Here is an 18,659-nt window from a genome sequence, read left to right as displayed (position 1 = left end):
ATAACTTGAGGCTGTCTCAAAAGCCGATGGTCAGCAATTTGACGGCCAGACCCTTATGGGACAGCCTTCCTGCACCCATGACGGAACCCTTAGTAATATTTGAAGTAGGAGATGAAGGAACAGTGTTAAAGGATCACGCTAAATTAATGAGTGCCTTTTTGGCTTCCGGTGAGATTACCGGCAGAAAGAAACTGCAGAAAATGATTTATATCGCGAAGAAATTATCTTTCCCTTTTCAAGAAAAATTTCAGTTTCATTTCTACGGCCCTTACTCCGAGGAGCTGACCCTGAGGGTGGAAGAGCTCTGCAATATGGGGTTCATCAGCGAACTGAAGGAGAAAAAAGGCGGATACTTTCAATATAGATATTCAGTGACAGAAGAAGGCCAGGGATTTCTGAACATGTATGAAACGGAGATGCCGTTCCTGAAAGACTGCCTGGAGGATATGAACGGCCATCCTTCACGTTTTCTGGAGCTGGTCTCAACGGTTTTATATTTCGATAATCTTTCCCGTGAAGAAGTCGAAGAGAAAGTGTTCACCCTGAAAAGCAAACAGAAGTATACAGTCGAAGAGATCGATGCGGCATATGAATATATCGAATGCTTGCAAAAGAAGCTCTTGAATTAATAGAGAAGCCTGTCACTGGTTGTGGCGGGCTTTTTTTATTGGCGGGGAGTGGGGTTTAGGTGGTTTGGCTGAAAAACGACAACAAACAGCCGCCGACACTGAATGGCCGGCGGCTCAAAAGGCAGGTATTCGGAGATACTACTCCTGGTCGCTTAAACGCTTCCCGCCAACAGCATAATGGTTCTTGCTCATTTCCTCTATGAATACGACGATTTTGTCTTCGGAAGCACCTGTCGTCTCACTGACTGCGGCAGTGACTTTTTCAACGAGTGCTTTCTTCTGGTCTTCGCTGCGTCCTTCAATCATTTTAACGGTTACATAAGGCATGGATTTCGCTCCTGTTCTATAATTTTGTTACAATCATAAGGAAGGATCAGCGGACGATACCCTCCACTTCAAATTTTATCGTATTTTTTTGAAGGAGCAAGTCCTGCTGATAGAGAATACTGATGAAGAAGACAAATATTTTTAAAAAAATCAGATATACATAAGGAGAACAAACCGTGAACTTTTTAGCGTTTAATTTACAAGAGCTCCCATTCGTGGTGATCGCCCTGATACTGGCGTTTACATTCCATGAATATGCTCATGCCTACGTGGCGCACAAATTCGGCGATGATACTGCAAAAAAACAGGGACGGTTGACCTTGAATCCGATTCAGCACTTAGATCCGATCGGGACCCTTTTCATCCTGATTGCCGGATTCGGCTGGGCGAGACCCGTCCCCGTGAACCGCTTCAATTTTAAAAATCCGAAGCTTGCAGGGGTGCTTGTTTCGGTTGCCGGGCCGTTGAGTAATTTTCTGATTGCATTCATTGCATATGGGTTTCTATACTTTATCATCACATTCGGATTCGGGATGGTGGTGCCGCAATTTTTCATTGACATGTTTAATATGATTGTCTATTTGAATATTATCTTGTTCGTTTTCAACCTATTGCCGTTCCCGCCGCTGGATGGATACCGCATCATCGAGGATCTGTCACCGCCGCGGCTGCGGTCGAAAATGTCCCAATATGAACAGTATGGGGTACTGCTGTTTTTGATCTTGGTTATCACACCGCTTGACCGCTATACGATCTGGCCGTTCATCAACGGCGGAAGAGACGCTGTAGGGCAGGCGTTCAATACCATTTACTATGGAATCTTTTCGTTATTCTCATAAAACAGAAGGAGCTGTTACGGATGGAAGAGAAAAAGAAGAACAATGTTGGCTTTAATATCATCAAGAGTGATCCGACAGACGGCCACGGCGGCTTCGGGATCGGTTCGTTGAGTCTTGATAATGTGTCACCTGTATTCGTCGACATCGAAGAAGGGGAAGCGTTTGTGGATATCGGCGCGATGCATGCCCGGAGTGCAGTGGAAAAAAGAATCAAGTTCACTATGAATCGCGAGGATTCAGAAGGCGGCAAACCGTACTGGCTTGTCTGGGTGACCATCGACCGTAAAGAAGACGGGCCTTACTATGCGGGGGTTACAGCATGTGAGATGGTCGTCAATAAGGAAAAACGCCGGGGCTATAAATCGCTTCCTGAACATGTGAACAGGATGGATAAATCCATTAAGCGGCATATCATCGTGGATGTGATGGATGATCGCTCAAAAGAAATTCTGAGAAACTTCCTGATCACCCATGATGAAGGCATGTGGGAACGTTCCGGAGAAAAGCTGAAAGAAGATTTATCTGTATAGACATTTATTTACAAAATATGACAATACTTTGAACGAATTGTGACATTTATTAGAAACATTCGTTCACACCTTGCTCATTGGCCTGAAAAAAAGTAAACTTAAATCACAGTTTGCACAAAACAAACTAGGACATGAAAGACCCCGGGTTCGCACAAACCCGGGGTTTTTCGTATACATAAAAAGTGGAAGCGGCCGTTCAGCGCCGTACAGATTGGAGGGCTCTCGCATGAGATAAAGGAAACACAACGAACGAAGTGAGTTGATGTTGACTTATCGTAAGGAGAGAGACCGAAATCTGCTAGGCGCTGGCCGCTGGAGCTGGATTGCATAAAAAGCGGAAGCGGCCGTTCAGCGCCGCTTCCGAATTTATTAAAACCACTCCGTCCACTTCTTATACCAAGGGGTCTTCTCCTCTTTTGGTTGGGCTGCAGGCGGTTCTGCCGGCATATCTTCATGGAGGTGCTCGTCGCAATACTCGGTTGGTTCGGTGCCTTTTATGAAGTAAGTAAAGCGCTGGACCGGACAGCCTTTTGTCGCCAGCTTGCCGTTATGCGGGTTGACTAGATAGCCTTTTACATTGCTCGTCGGTTTGAACGCTTTCACCGGCTCATCCTTCAATGCTTCTTCCATAAAATGAACCCAGATATTCTTCGCGTAGTATTTATCTTCCACCAAGGAAATTTCTTTCCCTTTATCATACCCCGTCCAGACTCCGGCTGTGAGCTGCGGCGCGAAGCCGATCATCCAGTTATCCGAATTGGTCGTCCCGGATTTTCCTGCATAAGGCCTTGTTGCATGCTTTCGGATGGTGATGCCTGTAACCGTGGAGTAATCGTTCAGCTTCGGATCGAATATTCCGCTGAGCATATGGGTCATGACGTAGGCTGCATCAGGGTCGAGTACCTGCTCTTTTTTTAACTTATTTTCATAGATGGTCTCCCCGCTGAATCCCTCAACCTTGGTGATGAACACCGGACTGATTTTATATCCACCATTGGCAAACATTCCGTAGGCATTGACCATATCGACGACCCGGGCACCTGATGTGCCAAGGGCAGAAGACGGTACCTTTTTAATTGGTGTAGAGAGCCCGAATTTCTTTGCGGTATTCACAAGCGTTTCTTCTCCAAGGAAGAGGTGGGTTTTGACAGCATAGACGTTATCGGAGATGGCAATCGCTTGAGCCAAAGTGATATCATCGTCAGCATACTTATTATTGAAATTATGAGGGCTGTACTCACTTTGTCCGTCATCAAACTTGAAAGTCGTCAGTTCGCTGCGCATGGTGGTGGAAGGGGTGAATCCTTTTTCCACGGCTGCGTAATAAAGCAGCGGCTTGATGGTTGATCCGGGCTGCCTGACAGCCTGGACGGCGCGGTTGAAAGGGCTCTCCTCATAGTCCCGGCCCCCGACCATGGCGGTGACGTGTCCGTTCTTGGGATTGATGGCTGTGAATCCGACCTGGATATCGGACTCAGGCTTGATTTCCTTTTCAATTACTTCTTCAGCCGCTTTCTGGTGTTTCGGATTTAAGGTTGTGTATACCTTCAACCCGCCGAGTTCAATCGTGCGTTCATCGATGCCAAGCTGGTTGCGGAGGATATTCTTCACCACGTCCTGAAAGTAAGGAGCCGTTTCGACTGACTGGTGCGGGTATTCCCCGACGATTTTTAGGTTCTCTTTTTTAGCTTGGGAAGCATCCTTATCGGAAATCATCTTATCTTCCTTCATGGCGTTCAGGATGACTTCCTGGCGGTCCTTGGCTTTTTGAAAGGATTCTATTGGAGAATACAGGCTCGGACCTTTGGGAATTCCGGCAAGCATGGCAGATTCAGCAACCGTCAGTTCAGCCGCATTTTTACCAAAGTAAAACTGACTTGCCGCCTGGACACCGTATGCGCCGTGGCCGTAATAGATCGTGTTCAGGTATCCCTCGAGAATTTGTTCCTTCGAATAATTAAGCTCCAGCCTTAACGTATAAAGCGCCTCGGAAATTTTTCTTTTCCACGTTTTATCATGGCTCAGAAACAGGTTCCGGGCGTATTGCTGGGAGATCGTCGACGCGCCCTGTACTTTTGCCATTGCCCTCAAATCGGCCAGTCCGGCTGCAGTGATTCTTTTAAAATCAAAACCATGATGTGAAAAAAAGCCTTTGTCCTCAATCGCCAAAGTCGCATCGATCAAATCCGGGGAAATGTCTTCGAGATGGACCCAGTATCGCTTTTCACCGCTGTTGCTCTCGCCGATGATGGAACCGTCGGCACCATAGAAGAGTGTGGACTGAGGGACAGCCAGAGGGGGCGGCCCCTGGATTTTTGCATATGTCAATAAGCCTGCCAGTCCAGCCAGGATCAACAGGGTGGAGAGCAGGCCGAGAATAATCGCCGCGCGCAGGTATTTCTTTGTTTTTTGCAACCGGGAACTTGTGATGACTTCCAAGTTAATCCCTCATTTCCTATAATTCTTTCAGTTTTTAATAGTAATCATTATGGAAAGAGGAGGAATTTTTTAAACATATAGGAAGAAATTTAAATTTATTCTTGTAATTTCGCTGAATTAGACTATACTTTTTCTCATGTTTGTATTTATGTTGTTGGGGAAGGATATTTATGATGATATTTGTCCCTGGCCTCGAGAATTAATTAGAAAAGGAATGAAGCAAAAATGGGTGGATTCTGGTTCACAGAGAAACAAACGGAAAACTTCGGTATTACAATGAAAATCAACAAAACTTTACATACAGAGCAAACTGAATTTCAAAAGCTTGATATGGTCGAGACGGAAGAGTGGGGCAACATGCTTCTTCTGGATGAGATGGTCATGACTTCCCAGAAGGATGAGTTCGTTTATCATGAGATGGTGGCACACGTGCCATTGTTCACTCATCCAAATCCTGAAACGGTTCTTGTTGTCGGCGGCGGGGACGGAGGCGTCATCCGTGAAGTGTTGAAGCACCCGTCTGTCAAAAAAGCGGTGCTTGCTGAGATCGATGGCAAAGTAATCGAGTACTCCAAGAAGTATCTGCCTGAAATCGCAGGCGAACTTGAGAACGAAAGAGTGGAAGTGCAGGTCGGGGACGGCTTCATGCATATTGCGAAAAGCGAAAATGAATATGATGTCATCATGGTTGATTCCACAGAGCCTGTAGGCCCGGCGGTTAACCTGTTCACAAAAGGCTTCTATGCCGGTATCTCAAAAGCGTTGAAAGAAGACGGTATCTTTGTTGCGCAGAGTGATAACCCTTGGTTCAAAGCCGACCTTATCAGACAGGTGCAAAGCGATGTAAAGGAAATCTTCCCGATCACACGCCTATACCTGGCTAACATCCCAACGTACCCAAGCGGCCTTTGGGCATTCACGGTAGGATCTAAAAAGCATGATCCGCTGGAAGTAAGCGATGACCGCTTCCATGACATCGAAACGAAATACTATACAAAAGAACTTCATAAAGCCAGCTTCGTACTGCCTAAGTTTGTTAAGGATCTTACTGAATAATTTTTAATAAAAAGGAGTAATGAAAAATGCGCTTTGATGAAGCTTATTCTGGAAATGTTTTTATCGGCAGCCATCCATCGTATGACGAAAGCCAGATTGTGCTTTACGGCATGCCGATGGACTGGACGGTGAGCTACCGTCCTGGTTCCCGTTTCGGTCCGACCCGCATCCGCGAAGTATCGATCGGGTTGGAAGAGTACAGCCCTTACCTTGACCGCGAATTGGAAGAGATCAAGTATTTTGATGCCGGGGATATCCCGCTTCCGTTCGGTAATCCGCAAAAAAGCCTCGATATCATTGAAGACTACATCGACGGCTTGATGAAAGACAACAAGATCCCGTTCGGAATGGGAGGGGAGCATCTTGTTGCATGGCCTGTCATGAAAGCTGTTTATAAAAAACACAAAGATCTGGCAATCATCCATTTTGATGCTCATACAGATCTTCGCGAGCACTATGAAGGAGAGCCATTGTCGCACTCCACACCAATCAGGAAGATTGCCGATCATATCGGCCCTGAAAATGTGTATTCATTCGGAATCCGTTCCGGCATGAAAGAAGAGTTTCAGTGGGCAAAGGAAAACGGCATGCACATTTCCAAGTTTGAAGTGCTTGAGCCGCTGAAAGAAATCCTGCCTAAGCTTGCAGGACGACCGGTGTATGTGACCATCGACATTGACGTGCTAGATCCGGCCCACGCACCTGGAACAGGTACAGTGGATGCAGGCGGGATCACTTCCCGTGAACTGCTGGCTTCCATCCATGAAATCGCCCGTTCGGAAGTGAACGTAGTTGGAGCCGACCTTGTCGAAGTGGCGCCGATCTACGACGCATCCGAGCAAACGGCCAACACAGCCAGCAAACTCATCCGCGAAATGATGCTGGGCTGGGTGAAATAATAGTTTTGACTGAAAGCAACTGCCCCGGAGAAACTCAGATTCAATGGGGCGGTTTTTTTGTTTTGGTGGCAGTCACTTCCCAGGTTTTGTCGGAATGTGTCGGTTGTTGATAGAACGAGCATTTTGGTTGATAGAAAGTGGAAACTGGTTGATAGGAGATCTAAAGTGGTTGAAAGAACCTTAAAAGCGGTCGATAGAATGCTGAAACTGGTTGATAGAAGATGAATGTCCACTCCAGCTCGCCAATTCTTGCATGTCCGTCCCCTAAATACTCAGAAATAACCGAATTCCTGCCGTTTCATTGCAATTTCTAGAGTTTATTTTTATACTTAGTTAGTTAAGGATGCACGTTAAGGAAACTCAAGAATTTTACAAAGGATGTGAGAGGTTTGAATAGTGGAGCAGCTGAACAGACTGAAGTTAAAATTCACTTGAAAACCCGCATACAGCACGGCGACGAAAAAGACTCTTTTGAATTGTTCTCCAATGGCAGATACTATGAAAAAGGAGATTCTTTTTTTCTGAAATATGATGAAGTACAAGAAGAAGGAACGATACATACGATCGTCAAGATCAAGCGGGACGAGGAAGCCTTGATCTTGCGCAGCGGTGCTGTAAAGATGAGGATGGTTTTTAAAGAAGATGAGGAACATGCCGGCTCTTATGAAAGCCAGCTGGGGACTTTGATGATCACGACCAAGACTTCAAAACTGACACACACCGCCAACCGAACAAGGAATGACGGCGAAATCAACTTATCCTACCAGTTATTCATGCAGGGCAGCCCGGTCGGAAAGTATGAGATGGACATTTCGTACAAGGAGGAAGGAATAGAGCAATGAATATCGCAGAACAAGTACAAGATAAATTAAGAGCTGAGATTAAGTCAGCGGTCCTGAAAGCGGGATTGGCGGCGGAAAATCAGCTGCCGGATGTAATTCTTGAAACACCTAAGGAAAAATCACACGGGGACTACTCAACCAATATGGCGATGCAGCTTGCCCGTGTGGCGAAAAAAGCACCGCGGATGATTGCGGATGATATCGCAGCAAACATCGACCAGGAAGCAGCATCCATTGAAAAGATTGATATTGCGGGCCCTGGGTTCATTAACTTTTTCATGAAAAATGAGTATCTGACAGAGCTCGTGCCGAACATCCTGGACGCAGGAGATGAGTACGGCCGTTCCGATGCCGGCAAAGGTGAAAGAATTAACGTCGAGTTTGTTTCCGCCAACCCTACCGGAGATCTTCACTTGGGACATGCCCGCGGTGCGTCCGTCGGTGATTCACTGTGCAACGTGCTTGATAAGGCAGGGTACAAGGTGACACGCGAATATTACATCAATGATGCAGGGAACCAGATCCATAATTTGGCTCTTTCTGTTGAAGCCCGCTACTTCCAGGCGCTTGGACATGATAAGGCTGTTCCGGAAGACGGCTATCAGGGAGCGGATATCATTGGGATCGGCCAGCAACTAGCTGATGAATTTGGCGATAAATATATTGAAGCTTCTGAAGAAGAACGCTACAAGTTTTTCCGTGAGTACGGTTTGAAATATGAAATGGAAAAACTTAAGAAGGACCTTGAGGACTTCCGCGTTCCGTTCAATGTTTGGTACTCAGAGACGTCTCTTTATGAAAATGGAAAAATCGATGACGCGCTGAAAGCTCTTCGCGACAACAACCATGTTTACGAAGAAGGCGGGGCAACGTGGTTCCGTTCTACGGAACTGGGCGATGATAAAGACCGCGTGCTGATCAAAAACGACGGGACATACACTTATTTGACACCGGATATTTCCTATCACCGCGACAAGTTTGAGCGCGGCCATGATATTCTCATCAATATCTGGGGTGCAGATCATCACGGGTACATTCCGCGTATGAAAGCAGCAATTGAGGCTCTTGGCTATGACCGCGAGAAGCTGGAAGTGGAAGTCATCCAGCTTGTCCACCTGTTCAAGAACGGTGAAAAAATGAAGATGAGTAAACGTACGGGTAAAGCCGTGACAATGCGTGACCTTGTCGACGAGGTTGGCCTGGATGCGGTGCGTTACTTCTTTGCGATGAGAAGTGCCGACACGCATATGGACTTTGACCTTGACCTGGCTGTTTCCCAGTCAAATGAGAACCCGGTTTACTATGCACAATATGCGCATGCCCGTATCTGCAGCATCCTGCGCCAAGCGGAAGAACAGGGTGTCAGCTTTGAGGAAGGTGCCGATTATTCGCTACTGAAAGCAGAGAAGACAATCGACCTGCTGAAAAAGTTGGGAGACTTCCCTGGAATCGTTGCAGATGCTGCTGCAAAGAGAACGCCTCACCGTGTAGCAAACTATATCAATGAACTGGCTGCTGCATTCCACAGCTTCTACAACGCTGAAAAAGTGTTGGACAAGGAGAACATGGAATTGACAAAAGCACGCTTGTCCTTGATCAAAGCAGTGCGCATCACGATGAAAAATGCGTTGAAACTGATCGGGGTTTCTGCTCCGGAGAAGATGTAAGCTTGAATCACAAAAGACGGCTGAAGTACAATGCTTCGCCGTCTTTTTCTACCGCCGAAAACCTCACAACATGACATCGCAGCCAGATGAAGAGGCTATTATGTGAAAAATAGTTTGTTTCGTAATGGGCAATCTATAAATAACAGACGACGACATGGAGGTTCTGACATGAAAGTAGTATTATTGGCCATTCTGACTGGCTTTATTGTCGGTTTTATCTTTGCTCTTTTCAAACTGCCGATTCCGGCCCCGCCTGCCTTTGCAGGAGTGGCGGGAATCATTGGCATCTACCTTGGCTTCAAGGTGTATGCCTGGGTGCAGCCGATGATCGAGTCGATGATGAAGTAACTTGGAATATAGCCCAAAAATAAATCCCCGGCAGACACTCGTCCGCCGGGGATTTTTTATTCAATATGCCAATAAAGAAACCGGTCATACCTTTCAACGGTGTCTTTCAACTGATAATCCACCGCTTTTTCAAACAAGGGGCCATCATAGACAAATGTATGGAATTCGCCGTTTTCACCGCAGGGGTCGATTCCATCAGGAAGGTCCCGGAGAAGATCTTCATCATATTCCCTTCCGAGAAATGAGGAGTCAAGCTGCGAACAGTCGACACAGATCAACACGGCTTTATATCCTTTGTTGATGAATTCCCGGCTCAGGTTCTCCGTTGCATCTCCCCACAAGGGAAAAACAGGTTCCAGGGTGGTTTTCTTCATTTGATCTTCACGGTAGGCCTTAATGTCTTTCAGAAAAATGTCCCCGAAAGCCATTGTATCGATTCCCTGTTTACTGAGTGAACCTAAAGCGGCACGCATGCTTTCTTCGTATTCTTCATTGCTTGCCCCCTGCTTCATCATGACGGTATGCAGCGGGAGCTTTAAGGAATCTGCCTGTTTTGTCAGCAGTGAAAGCGGGATGTCATGCATCATGACCCTTTGTTCTTCTTCCGCTAGTGTAGTCAAGAGGGCAGCCGGTTTCCAATCACTAGAGGAGTGGAGGCGGTCAAGCATCACCATGCTGTCGCGGCCGCCGCTCCATGAAATACAGATCTTCTTTTTCATCGCAAATCCTTTCCCTACCAGTTCAGTATACCGCCGCTCACCCGTTTCACCCCGCGGACTTTTGCAATATCCTCCGTCAACTTCAGCATTGCCAAATCTTTGTTTTTCGCTTCAATCATGACATCGATATCCTGGTCCAATTCTTTCAGCATCTTGAGATAAGGAAGCACAAAGTCGATATCCACATTGTCTGCATGAGATCGGAAGGCTTTTTCCGATTTAGGAGAAGAGACGTGGATCTTCGGGCGCAGATCCCGGTGTTTCCATGTATCCAGGATTCTCGGCAAGAACTCCTCCAGAGGCTTGGTGCTTTGATTCGCTTCATGATGGTGCACATCAAGGATCATCGGGATCCCTTCTTTTTCACAGACCTCAAGTGTCTCCTCGACTGTATAGGTTTTATCATCGTTCTCAAGCGTCATGATTTTTTTCACATGAGAAGGCAGCTTTTGCAGATTCTTATGGAACCGGGCCAAAGCTTCTTCCTTATTTCCGTAGGTGCCGCCGATATGGATGTTGATCAGTGACTGTTCATGGACATTCATGGCCTCAAGCATCTTATAATGAAAAATCATATCTTCAACTGCATTGTCCGTCACGGAATCCTTAGGGCTTGTAAACAGGGTGAACTGGTTCGGATGGTAGCTTGTCCTGATATTGAATTTCTTGATAAGAAGGCCGAGTTCCTCCCATTCCCGTTGAAATGGTGTGACAAAATCCCATTTCACTTCCGGGTGGGTTGCCAGGGGAACCATGGAGCTGGACATCCGGTAAAGGTAAATTTCATGAGCCGCCAGATAATAGAGGATCCGCTTGGTATGTTCTAAATTGGCTGCTGTCACGTCCAGCAGCTTCTGGTTCCGTTCATCTTCAGGAAGCTCACTGTAACGTTTAAATGTCATCGTCTTTGAAGGGCTTGCATCCCATAAAGACAGGGCATTGGCGACAAATCCGAGTCGAAGTTGCATCGTTTCACTCCCGTACAAAAAAATAATCTCCCCTCATAAGGAAGGGAGGGCATTATAATAATATCGAAATCATGGCTGCGATTCCTTCTTTAAATCTGGTGGATATGCTGACCGAGTTCAGCTTCTCCATTGTTACTAATGTAGAACCCTCTATATCCTTCTGGACTTCTTTCCGGACTTCATCCACGAAAGACTGGGTATAAGTGAAATTGTTAAGCTCCAGGTTCACGTAAAAACTTCTAAGATCGAAGTTGGCTGTGCCGAGGTCGCAAAATTCATCATCGAGGATGATCAGTTTGGAATGGTAGAACCCTGACTGGTAATGATGGACTTCAGCTCCCAGTGGAATCAATTTGCGGAAGTATTTAAAGGAAGCTTCCTTTACAAGAGGGTGGTCAGGTTTTTCCGGACTGACGATTGTCACTTTTATCCCCCGGTTCAAGGCTTTGATCAAGGCATTCAGCACTTCATCAGAAGGGATGAAATAAGGGGTGCCGATAAAGATCGACTTTTTAGCATTGGTTATGAAGCTTACGAATTGGCTTTCAATCTTGAATCCTTCAGAAGGGAAGAAACGATGTTCAACCGCACCTTTTTCAAGATCAGGGAAGTAGCCGTGCTTATTTAATATATCCTCGCCTGAAGCCCGTTTCCAATCAATGCAAAACTCCCGTTGAAGATCGGATGTGCCTTCCCCGACAATTCTCATATGATAATCTCTCCAAGGGGACAGCTTCGGGTCTTCATCAATATAGGCCTTCCCGACATTGTAGCCGCCCAGGTAACCGATTTTTCCATCGACTACGGTTATTTTCCGGTGGTTACGCTGCTGAGTCGAGAAAAAAAGGTAAGGAAGCTTGGGCTTTTCCGCAAAAAAAACATGGATGCCGCATGCTTGTAACTCTTTTACCTGCTTCTTCTTGACTTTAAAACTTCCCAATCTGTCCATCAACAGCCGCACTTCCACACCTTCTTGCGCTTTCTGCTTCAGAATGTCGAAGAACTGCCGCCCTAAATGATCGTTTTCCACGATATAGAAAAGACAGTGGATCGTGGAAGAGGCTTCTTTCAGATCGGTAAACATCCTTTCAAAAAAAGCAGGACCGGTTGAAATCAGCTCCATATCACTGTGCCTTTTAGGGTAATCCCTTCTATAGGCAGTGCGGACAAAGTGCTTGCGGCCGAAATGGAAGTCAATGATGCACCATAGAATAATGGCGGCCAATATGATGAAAATGGTCAAAATCCACATAATATCACTCTTTCATTACTGGTACATAGTAGTATGTCCAATTATCTCTTATTCATCTTTTCCCTTTAAGAAGCTTATGAAAACGCTTGGTGGCAATTGGCAACGGAAAAAGGGATTCTTTTTACAATTCCATTGAAAAAAATCGCAGGAAAATCGTTGACTGAATGCTCATTCAGTATATAATGGAGGTAGGGAACATTCTGAATATTATTTCCTTTTTAAAATTTGCAACAAAGGGGAAGAAATCATGGAATTAAGAGGGGAGAGTTTTTGACATGGACGTTTTGTTGTGGATAAACTGGATTGCTTTCATTCTTGTAACCGCTTACGCAGTCAGTTTGTTCGTTTATGTTGTCAAAACGAGAATTGAGTATATCAAACTGGGGAAGAAAGCTGAGTTTGATAATGATGTAAAAGAACGGATGAAGAAGATCGCCGTGAATGTATTCGGGCAGAAAAAGCTCTTGAAGGATAAAAAGAGCGGCGCGATTCACGTCATGTTCTTCTATGGATTCCTATTAGTACAATTCGGGGCAATAGATTTTATCTGGAAGGGGCTTGCGCCGGGGTCGCACCTGCCGCTTGGACCGCTGTATCCGGCGTTTACGTTCTTCCAGGAAATTGTAACTTTAACGATTCTGGTAGCGGTTGTGTGGGCTTTCTACCGCCGCTATGTTGAAAAACTTGTACGTTTGAAGAGGGGCTTCAAAAACGGACTTGTTCTCCTGTTCATCGGAGGACTTATGCTCTCAGTCCTGCTTGGAAACGGGATGAGCCTGATCTGGCATGCTGAAGGGCTTGGCTGGACAGAACCGATCGCTTCCTTGTTCGCCGGGGGATTGGGCTGGGTCGGCACGACAGCCTCCATTGTCATTTTCTATGTGGCATGGTGGATCCACTTGCTGTTCCTGCTTGCTTTCCTTGTATACGTACCGCAGTCCAAGCATGCTCACTTGATTGCAGGACCTGCCAATGTGTACTTTAACCGCCTGGACAATCCAGGAAAGTTGAAACCGATTGATTTTGAAGATGAGTCAGCTGAAAGCTTCGGAGTAGGGAAAATCGAAGAGTTCAATCAGCTGCAAATGATCGATTTCTACGCATGCGTCGAGTGCGGACGCTGTACGAATATGTGTCCTGCTACAGGCACAGGTAAGATGCTGTCGCCAATGGACTTGATTGTGAAACTGCGTAACCATTTAACCAACCATGGTGCGGCGGTCACATCCAAGAAACCTTGGGTGCCGACAATGGCCTTCAACAATACACAAGGCAATCAGCTGGCAATGGCTGCTGCCGGACAGGGTGCCGGGGAAGCTGCAGCTGCAGTGGAATACAGCCCGAGCCTGATCGGGGATGTCATCACAGAAGAAGAAATCTGGGCTTGTACAACATGCCGTAACTGTGAGGACCAATGTCCGGTTATGAACGAGCACGTTGACAAAATCATCGACCTGCGCCGTTACCTTGTGTTGACGGAAGGGAAGATGGATGCAGACGCACAGCGTGCAATGCAAAACATCGAGCGCCAAGGCAATCCTTGGGGACTGAACCGCAAAGAGCGCGAAAACTGGCGTGAAGGACGCGAAGACGTTCACATCCCGACAGTGAAAGAAATGAAAAAAGCAGGAGAAGAGTTCGAATACTTATTCTGGGTAGGCTCCATGGGTTCATTTGATAACCGAAGCCAGAAAATCGCCCTTTCATTCGCTAAGCTTCTAAATGAAGCAGGCGTGAAATTCGCGATACTCGGAAACAAAGAGAAAAACTCCGGCGATACACCGCGCCGTCTTGGTAACGAATTCCTGTTCCAGGAACTTGCAACAGCAAACATTGCGGAATTCGAGAAAAATGAAGTCAAGAAGATCATCACGATCGACCCGCATGCTTATAATATCTTTAAAAATGAGTATCCAGACTTCGGCTTGGAAGCAGAAGTGTACCACCACACTGAAGTGCTGGCAGAGCTTGTGAAGGAAGGCCGCTTGAAGCCGAAATATGAAGTCAATGAAACAATCACGTTCCATGACTCCTGTTACCTCGGCCGATACAACGAAGTCTATGATCCGCCGCGTGAAATCTTAAAAGCCATTTCAGGTGTCAACCTGGTCGAGATGGAACGAAACAAACAAAACGGTATGTGCTGTGGTGCCGGCGGAGGCTTGATGTGGATGGAAGAAGACAAAGGCCACCGCGTCAATGTCGCCAGAACCGAACAGGCACTCGAAACAAATCCTTCCGTCATCAGTTCCGGATGTCCTTACTGCCTGACAATGCTTTCAGATGGAACAAAGGCGAAGGAAGTAGAAGACAACGTATCAACACTCGATGTCGCCGAACTTCTCGAAAAAGCAGTCTGCGGTGACCCAAAAGACACAACGATCGCTTCCTGATCAGCAAATAGTAATAATTTTCAGGTTAGTTATTCCATTCATACAATTTTTACATTAGAATAGAATGGTAAAGGCTTACAAAATGATTTTGTAATTAGTTTATTAGTAAGAACATTTTTGAAGACATTAGCAAATGCTCATTTGATTGAAGCGGAAGGTGACCGACCTCCTGCGGGACTAGCGGGACAGGTGAGACCCCGCAAGGCGAAGCCGAGGAGGCTCACCGCCCGCCCCGCGGAGTCGGGCACCTGGAGCGGAAATCAACCAATAGCTTTTTAATGAAAAAAGGGTCTGGTCCCAAATAGTATCGATTCGATGTTATGGCTGCCAGGCCCTTTCTTTACATCATGGTTTCGAGCGAGCGTTCAGTCGTATTTTTGAAAGCGGTATCAATTTTAAAAGAAAAGATAGAATCATAGAAAAGGAGAGATTGTAATGGGAAAAACAGTCATTCTTGATGGTGCACGTACACCCTTTGGTAAATTTGGAGGAAGCTTAAGCTCCTTTACGGCCTCCGAACTTGGCGGATTTGCTGTAAAAGAAGCATTGAAAAGAGCCGGTGTAGACGGAAGCGAAGTAGAAGAACTCATCCTTGGATCCGTACTTCAGGGCGGACAGGGACAGATCCCTTCCCGCCAGGCATCACGCCATGCAGGACTTCCTTGGAACGTGAGAACGGAAACAATCAACAAAGTCTGTGCATCAGGGATGAGAAGTGTCACAATGGCTGACCAAATCATCCGTGCAGGTGACGGCGAAGTCATCGTAGCAGGCGGAATGGAATCGATGTCAAACGCGCCATATATTTTACCGAAAGCACGCTGGGGAATGCGCATGGGCGACTCCCAGGTAAAAGACTTGATGGTACACGACGGACTGACTTGCAGCTTTAATAACGTCCACATGGGAACATACGGCAACAGCACAGCAACTGAATTCGAGATTTCCCGTGAAGAGCAGGACCGCTGGTCGGAGCGCAGCCACAGGTTGGCAGTAAAAGCCACAGAAGAAGGCATTCTTTCTGATGAAATCACTGCAGTTCAAGTACCGCAGCGCAAGGGCGATCCAATTACAGTCGACCGTGATGAAGCACCAAGGAAAGACACATCCATAGAAAAACTATCAAAACTGTCCCCTGTTTTTGGCTCAGATGGAACCATCACAGCCGGCAACGCCCCAGGAGTAAATGATGGAGCGGCCGCAATGGTCCTGATGAGTGAAGAACGCGCCTCTAAAGAAGGGAAGGAACCATTAGCTTATATCCTTGGCCATACTGCCATTGCCTTGGAAGCTGAAAACTTTCCGCAAACTCCAGGATTAGTCATCAATGAACTTTTGAAAAAGACAGGAAAAACATTAGAAGAAATCGATTTGTTCGAAATAAATGAAGCATTTGCTGCAGTGGCATTGACGAGCGGGAAGATCGCAAATCTTGATGAAAGCAAAGTGAACGTCAATGGCGGCGCGGTTGCTATCGGCCACCCGATCGGCGCAAGCGGTGCGAGAATCATCCTTACATTGGCTTACGAACTGAAACGCCGCGGCGGCGGAATCGGTATCGCCTCCATCTGTTCAGGCGGCGGCCAGGGAGATGCCATCATGATCGAGGTTCCGAAGAAGTAAACAAAATCATCAAATCAGATTCAAACAAAGGGGAGAAAACATACATGAGTATTAAAAAGGTAATGGTCGTAGGCGCAGGACAAATGGGCTCAGGAATCGCCCAGGTATGTGCCCAAGCCGGATTCAGCGTGAAATTGAATGACTTGAAAGAAGACTTCGTCCAAAGGGGAATGGGCGTCATCACTAAAAACCTATCCCGTTCAGTCGAAAAAGGCAGAATGACGGAAGAGGACAAAGAGAAAGTTTTATCAAATCTTACTCAGTCCACGGACCTGCAGGATGCAAGCGATGTCGATCTTGTCATCGAAGCGGCCGTTGAAAACATGGACATCAAGACAAACATTTTTAAACAACTGGATGAAATTGCTCCTGAGCATGCCATCCTTGCAACGAATACATCATCACTTCCGATTACAGAAGTGGCAGCAGCGACAAAAAGACCACAGCAAGTCATCGGGATGCATTTCATGAATCCTGTACCGGTCATGAAATTGGTAGAAATCATCCGCGGTCTTGCAACTTCTGATGAAGTGTATCAAGCGATTGAGGATATGACAAAAACATTGAACAAAGTCGGAGTCGAAGTGGAAGATTTCCCTGGTTTCGTATCCAACCGTGTATTGATGCCGATGATCAACGAAGCAATCTACACGCTTTACGAAGGGGTTGCCACAAAAGAAGCCATCGATGAAGTGATGAAGCTTGGCATGAATCACCCAATGGGACCGATTACGCTGGCAGACTTCATCGGCCTTGATACGTGCCTGTACATCATGGAAACCCTTCACGAAGGATTTGGTGATGACAAGTACCGTCCATGTCCGCTGCTTCGCAAATATGTAAAAGCAGGCTGGCTCGGAAAGAAAACCGGCAGAGGTTTCTATACTTACGAATAAGTTCAGGCGCCTTTAAACAAACATCGGGGAGGAAAACAGGATGGATTTACGTTTTACAGAGGAACAGCAAATGATGAGAAAGATGGTCCGCGATTTTGCGCAGACCGAAATCGCACCATTTGTTGAAAGAATGGAAGAAGGGGAGTTTCCGAGGGAGATTCTCAAAAAAATGGCTGACCTCGGATTGATGGGGATCACGATTCCAGAAAAATACGGCGGTTCGGAAATGGACTTCACTTCCTATATCAGTGCGATTCATGAGTTATCCAAAGTAAGTGCGACAGTAGGGGTTATCCTGTCGGTGCATACATCGGTTGGAACGAACCCGATCCTTTACTTCGGAACCGAAGAGCAAAAGCAGAAGTACGTCACAAAGCTGGCATCCGGTGAATATCTCGGAGCATTCTGCCTGACGGAACCTAGTGCCGGATCTGACGCCGGCGGGTTGAAATCCCGTGCGGTCAAGAAAGAGGACCATTACGTGCTCAACGGATCCAAAGTCTTTATCACAAATGGCGGAGAGGCAGACGTCTATATCGTTTTTGCATCAACGGATCCTGACAAGGGCGGCCGCGGAGTTTCTGCTTTCATCGTTGAAAAAGATACACCGGGTCTCATCATCGGCAAAGATGAACATAAAATGGGGCTTCACGGTTCAAGAACAGTGCAGCTGACATTTGAAGATATGAAGGTGCCTGCAGAAAATCTCCTTGGTGAAGAAGGCCAGGGGTTCAAGATTGCAATGGCCAATCTTGATGTCGGGCGTATCGGTATCGCCGCTCAGGCACTAGGAATTGCAGAAGCAGCCTTTGAACACTCAACAGCTTACGCAAAAGAACGCGTCCAGTTCGGCAAGCCAATCGCCGCCCAGCAGGGTATCGGATTCAAGCTGGCTGATATGGCAACAGGTGTGGAAGCAGCAAAGCTGTTAGTCTATCGCGCAGCCAACATGAGAAGCGAAGGCTTGAACTGCGGAAAAGAGGCATCAATCGCCAAGCTATTCGCATCCAAGACTGCTGTCGAGGTGACAACGGAAGCCATCCAGGTCTATGGCGGATACGGCTACACAGAAGAATACCCGGTCGAAAGACTGTTCCGGGATGCCAAAGTAACCGAAATCTACGAAGGCACAAGCGAAATTCAGAGGGTAGTCATAGGCAAACATCTCATGAAATAAAAAGCGGCCGCTTTAACACTCTAAAGCACTGGGGGACAGTCCCCTGTTACTTTAA

General features: G+C 46.6%; 17 protein-coding genes. 12 read left to right on the top strand and 5 right to left on the bottom strand.

What is annotated here, in order from left to right; translation table 11 throughout:
- Positions 1-122 precede the first annotated feature (122 nt).
- Entirely contained in the window at positions 123-629 is a 507-nt protein-coding gene (locus ACOJQI_RS22060) for a YwgA family protein (protein ID WP_421382178.1), read from the top strand.
- Between the two features lie 138 nt (positions 630-767).
- On the opposite strand, the gene ACOJQI_RS22055 is transcribed toward ACOJQI_RS22060, so the two are convergent.
- Complete coding sequence (locus tag ACOJQI_RS22055) at positions 768-956, bottom strand: 2-hydroxymuconate tautomerase (RefSeq protein WP_421382176.1); 189 nt, start codon at positions 954-956, stop codon at positions 768-770.
- Between the two features lie 176 nt (positions 957-1,132).
- Between ACOJQI_RS22055 and ACOJQI_RS22050 the strand changes: the two genes are divergently transcribed.
- Entirely contained in the window at positions 1,133-1,795 is a 663-nt protein-coding gene (locus ACOJQI_RS22050; RefSeq protein WP_421382174.1) for a site-2 protease family protein, read from the top strand.
- Positions 1,796-1,815: 20 nt separating this feature from the next.
- Entirely contained in the window at positions 1,816-2,325 is a 510-nt protein-coding gene (locus tag ACOJQI_RS22045) for a YwhD family protein (protein ID WP_421382171.1), read from the top strand.
- A gap of 369 nt (positions 2,326-2,694) precedes the next feature.
- Here ACOJQI_RS22045 and ACOJQI_RS22040 read toward each other — a convergent pair whose 3' ends face one another.
- Positions 2,695-4,764: a transglycosylase domain-containing protein gene (locus tag ACOJQI_RS22040; protein ID WP_421382169.1), complete on the bottom strand. Its 2,070-nt coding sequence runs from the start codon at positions 4,762-4,764 to the stop codon at positions 2,695-2,697.
- Between the two features lie 225 nt (positions 4,765-4,989).
- Here ACOJQI_RS22040 and speE point away from each other — a divergent pair, with 225 nt between their 5' ends.
- From speE to ACOJQI_RS22015, 5 genes are all read left to right on the top strand, one after another.
- Positions 4,990-5,820, top strand: a complete 831-nt coding sequence (gene speE / locus ACOJQI_RS22035; RefSeq protein ID WP_421382167.1) for a spermidine synthase — start codon at positions 4,990-4,992, stop codon at positions 5,818-5,820.
- A gap of 26 nt (positions 5,821-5,846) precedes the next feature.
- Positions 5,847-6,719, top strand: a complete 873-nt coding sequence (gene speB / locus ACOJQI_RS22030; protein WP_421382165.1) for an agmatinase — start codon at positions 5,847-5,849, stop codon at positions 6,717-6,719.
- A 380-nt stretch (positions 6,720-7,099) separates the two neighbouring features.
- Positions 7,100-7,561: a DUF1934 domain-containing protein gene (locus ACOJQI_RS22025; RefSeq protein ID WP_421382163.1), complete on the top strand. Its 462-nt coding sequence runs from the start codon at positions 7,100-7,102 to the stop codon at positions 7,559-7,561.
- Positions 7,558-9,228 (top strand): arginine--tRNA ligase, encoded by a 1,671-nt coding sequence (gene argS / locus ACOJQI_RS22020; protein WP_421382160.1) that lies wholly within the window; start codon positions 7,558-7,560, stop codon positions 9,226-9,228. The genes ACOJQI_RS22025 and argS overlap by 4 nt, the downstream gene beginning before the upstream one ends.
- A 168-nt stretch (positions 9,229-9,396) precedes the next feature.
- The gene (locus ACOJQI_RS22015) at positions 9,397-9,576 is read left to right on the top strand and encodes a XapX domain-containing protein (protein WP_421382158.1); all 180 of its coding nucleotides are present in this window, start codon (positions 9,397-9,399) and stop codon (positions 9,574-9,576) included.
- 56 nt (positions 9,577-9,632) lie between these two features.
- On the opposite strand, the gene ACOJQI_RS22010 is transcribed toward ACOJQI_RS22015, so the two are convergent.
- From ACOJQI_RS22010 to cls, 3 genes are read right to left on the bottom strand one after another with little or no spacing between them, the layout of a single operon-like run.
- Positions 9,633-10,295, bottom strand: coding sequence for an ATP-binding protein (locus ACOJQI_RS22010; RefSeq protein ID WP_421382155.1), 663 nt, complete (start codon positions 10,293-10,295; stop codon positions 9,633-9,635).
- 14 nt (positions 10,296-10,309) lie between these two features.
- Positions 10,310-11,263, bottom strand: coding sequence for a UV DNA damage repair endonuclease UvsE (uvsE, locus tag ACOJQI_RS22005; RefSeq protein ID WP_421382152.1), 954 nt, complete (start codon positions 11,261-11,263; stop codon positions 10,310-10,312).
- A 52-nt stretch (positions 11,264-11,315) separates the two neighbouring features.
- Positions 11,316-12,515 (bottom strand): cardiolipin synthase, encoded by a 1,200-nt coding sequence (gene cls, locus ACOJQI_RS22000; protein ID WP_421382150.1) that lies wholly within the window; start codon positions 12,513-12,515, stop codon positions 11,316-11,318.
- Between the two features lie 275 nt (positions 12,516-12,790).
- Here cls and ACOJQI_RS21995 point away from each other — a divergent pair, with 275 nt between their 5' ends.
- The 4 genes from ACOJQI_RS21995 to ACOJQI_RS21980 all read left to right on the top strand — a co-directional run bounded on the left by ACOJQI_RS21995 (position 12,791) and on the right by ACOJQI_RS21980 (position 18,604).
- Positions 12,791-14,908, top strand: coding sequence for a (Fe-S)-binding protein (locus ACOJQI_RS21995; RefSeq protein WP_421382148.1), 2,118 nt, complete (start codon positions 12,791-12,793; stop codon positions 14,906-14,908).
- A 435-nt stretch (positions 14,909-15,343) separates the two neighbouring features.
- A complete protein-coding gene (locus ACOJQI_RS21990) occupies positions 15,344-16,531 on the top strand; it encodes an acetyl-CoA C-acetyltransferase (RefSeq protein ID WP_421382146.1) in 1,188 nt (395 codons plus the stop codon).
- 44 nt (positions 16,532-16,575) lie between these two features.
- Positions 16,576-17,427 carry a 3-hydroxybutyryl-CoA dehydrogenase gene (locus tag ACOJQI_RS21985; protein ID WP_421382144.1) on the top strand — a complete coding sequence of 284 codons (852 nt, stop codon included), beginning with the start codon at positions 16,576-16,578 and terminating at the stop codon, positions 17,425-17,427.
- A gap of 40 nt (positions 17,428-17,467) precedes the next feature.
- Entirely contained in the window at positions 17,468-18,604 is a 1,137-nt protein-coding gene (locus tag ACOJQI_RS21980) for an acyl-CoA dehydrogenase (RefSeq protein ID WP_421382142.1), read from the top strand.
- Positions 18,605-18,659 lie beyond the last annotated feature (55 nt).

The sequence above is a fragment of the Bacillus salacetis genome, from assembly GCF_049177075.1.
GTDB lineage: Bacteria > Bacillota > Bacilli > Bacillales > Bacillaceae_B > Rossellomorea > Rossellomorea salacetis_A.
The sequence above is the reverse complement of the archived record's forward strand: the minus strand, read 5'-3'. Positions and strand labels throughout refer to the sequence as shown.

Excerpts from the sequence above, each read along its gene's own strand:
- ACOJQI_RS22055 (WP_421382176.1), bottom strand. The coding sequence starts at position 956 with ATGCCTTATGTAACCGTTAAAATGATTGAAGGACGCAGCGAAGACCAG.
- ACOJQI_RS22045 (WP_421382171.1), top strand. The coding sequence starts at position 1,816 with ATGGAAGAGAAAAAGAAGAACAATGTTGGCTTTAATATCATCAAGAGT.
- speE (WP_421382167.1), top strand. The coding sequence starts at position 4,990 with ATGGGTGGATTCTGGTTCACAGAGAAACAAACGGAAAACTTCGGTATT.
- speB (WP_421382165.1), top strand. The coding sequence starts at position 5,847 with ATGCGCTTTGATGAAGCTTATTCTGGAAATGTTTTTATCGGCAGCCAT.
- argS (WP_421382160.1), top strand. The coding sequence starts at position 7,558 with ATGAATATCGCAGAACAAGTACAAGATAAATTAAGAGCTGAGATTAAG.
- ACOJQI_RS22015 (WP_421382158.1), top strand. The coding sequence starts at position 9,397 with ATGAAAGTAGTATTATTGGCCATTCTGACTGGCTTTATTGTCGGTTTT.
- ACOJQI_RS22010 (WP_421382155.1), bottom strand. The coding sequence starts at position 10,295 with ATGAAAAAGAAGATCTGTATTTCATGGAGCGGCGGCCGCGACAGCATG.
- uvsE (WP_421382152.1), bottom strand. The coding sequence starts at position 11,263 with ATGCAACTTCGACTCGGATTTGTCGCCAATGCCCTGTCTTTATGGGAT.
- cls (WP_421382150.1), bottom strand. The coding sequence starts at position 12,515 with ATGTGGATTTTGACCATTTTCATCATATTGGCCGCCATTATTCTATGG.
- ACOJQI_RS21995 (WP_421382148.1), top strand. The coding sequence starts at position 12,791 with ATGGACGTTTTGTTGTGGATAAACTGGATTGCTTTCATTCTTGTAACC.
- ACOJQI_RS21990 (WP_421382146.1), top strand. The coding sequence starts at position 15,344 with ATGGGAAAAACAGTCATTCTTGATGGTGCACGTACACCCTTTGGTAAA.
- ACOJQI_RS21985 (WP_421382144.1), top strand. The coding sequence starts at position 16,576 with ATGAGTATTAAAAAGGTAATGGTCGTAGGCGCAGGACAAATGGGCTCA.
- ACOJQI_RS21980 (WP_421382142.1), top strand. The coding sequence starts at position 17,468 with ATGGATTTACGTTTTACAGAGGAACAGCAAATGATGAGAAAGATGGTC.